We start from the raw sequence: 1,773 nt of genomic DNA on the forward strand, positions 1-1,773 counted from the left end.
CGCCGGTCCCGGCGTACGCGGCGGCGGCGTTCAGCGCCTGGGCGGTGGCGCGGCGTTCGGGGCCGTGCGGCCGGAGCGGGGCGGGCGCCATGCCCACCAGGTAGGCCCAGGCACCGGCCGCGGCGGCGAGTGCGAGATGGCCGGGGACCTGTCCGAGGGTCTGCGGCACGAACAGCGAGGCGGAGCTGACGAAGGTGAGGATCACATGGCCGGGCGGGCCGACGCGGGTGGCGTCGCACAGCGCCTTCTGCACGGCGGCCAGGACGGCGCCGACGGTGACCAGGACCACGGCGTTGCCGGTGAGGGAGGCGGCGACCAGGGACACGGCGAGGCCGCCGAGCATGCCGAGCACCACCCAGGCCAGCACCCTGGCCCGGGCGGCGTACGGGCGGTTGTGGGCGTAGAGGGCGCACAGGGACCCCGCCATGGTGTACATCGCGAGGTCGAGCCGGCCGAGGGCCACCAGGAGCAGGCTGGGCGGCGCGACCGCGGCGACCACGCTGAGGGCCGGCTTGAACCAGATGTCGGAGGGCCGCCCGAGGCGCAGCGCGGCGGCGAGCGGGAGGCGCCGGGCTGTCCGCGGGGTGGTGGGGGTGGGGGTCGCACTGCTCATGAGGAACAAGATTAGCAGGTGTTTTACTCGTGAAGCATATGCGCGGGCCTGCCGCGCTCCCCCGGGCGCTCCCCCCGCACCCCCGTGCGCTCGGGTGTCCGTCGCCGGGGGCGGGCATGCCATGACCGACCGTCGAGCGGGCCGAGGGGGAGGTTCGGGTGCACGGACCGGTGTCGTCCGGCTGGCTGCTGGTCGCGCTCTGCGCGGCGACCGGCGCCTACTGTCTGCTGCGCATGCGCAGCCATGTGGTGGAGCAGCGCCGTGCCGCGGGCGGCGAGGCGCTCATGGGCTTCGGCATGGCCGTGATGGCCGTGCCCGCGGCGGTGTTCACCCCGCCGGTGTGGGCCTGGCCGGCCTACGCGGTGGTGTTCGGCGCGGCCGGGCTGCACGCGCTGTGGGCGGCCCGCACCGGCGCGCGCCATCTGCACCATCTGATCGGCGCCGGGGCGATGGTGTACATGGCGGTGACCATGGCCGCCTCCGCCGGGCAGGGACACGGGCACGGGCACGGCGGCTCGGGCACACCCCTGCTGACCGGGGCCCTGCTGCTCTACTTCGTCGCGTACGTGCTCGCCACCGGCGTACGACTGGTGCCCGCCGTCACCGTGACGGGGGGCGGCCGGGGTGCGGGCTGGGGTGACCGGCCGGAGCTGGCGCGGGCCTGCCGGCTGTCCATGGGGATCGCGATGGTGGCGATGCTGCTGACGATGTGAGGGCGGGACACACGGCGCGGCGGCGGCCGTTGCCTGCGTCACTTCGGTGCGCCCGTCCGTGTCCTCGGGCGGCCCGCGCTCATAGGCTGCACGCATGATCCTCCCCGCGGCCCTGCTGCTGCTCGGCGTCCTGACCGCCGTCACGGGTCCCCGGCTGCTCGCCCGGGCCGACTGGCCGGACCGTGAACCGGTGGTGGCGCTGTGGGCGTGGCAGTGCGTGATCGCGGCGGTGCTGCTGTGCTGCGCGCTGTCGATGACGTTCAGCGCGGCGGCCGCCTGGCGGGCGGTGGGCGGCCGTGTGTTCGCCACCGCGCCCCGTGCGGTCGTGGAGGCGTACGCGCTCGGTACGGCGGGACTCTGGGCGCAGGCCACCGCGGTGGCGCTGGCGTGCGGCGGGCTGTGGAGCGCGGCGATGCTGGTCCGGGAGGTCGTACGGGCCCGCGCCCG

At 76.0% G+C, this 1,773-nt stretch carries 1 protein-coding gene and 2 pseudogenes; 2 read left to right on the forward strand and 1 reads right to left on the reverse strand.

What is annotated here, in order from left to right; translation table 11 throughout:
* Nucleotides 1-613 (reverse strand): annotated as a pseudogene (locus B7767_RS42525) (FUSC family protein); the annotation flags it as partial.
* A 158-nt stretch (nucleotides 614-771) separates the two neighbouring features.
* Here B7767_RS42525 and B7767_RS42530 point away from each other — a divergent pair.
* Entirely contained in the window at nucleotides 772-1,326 is a 555-nt protein-coding gene (locus tag B7767_RS42530; protein ID WP_085576480.1) for a DUF5134 domain-containing protein, read from the forward strand.
* A gap of 94 nt (nucleotides 1,327-1,420) precedes the next feature.
* Nucleotides 1,421-1,773: pseudogene (locus B7767_RS42535) on the forward strand (M56 family peptidase); the annotation flags it as partial.

The sequence above is a fragment of the Streptomyces sp. 13-12-16 genome (assembly GCF_002114215.1).
Taxonomy (GTDB): domain Bacteria; phylum Actinomycetota; class Actinomycetes; order Streptomycetales; family Streptomycetaceae; genus Streptomyces.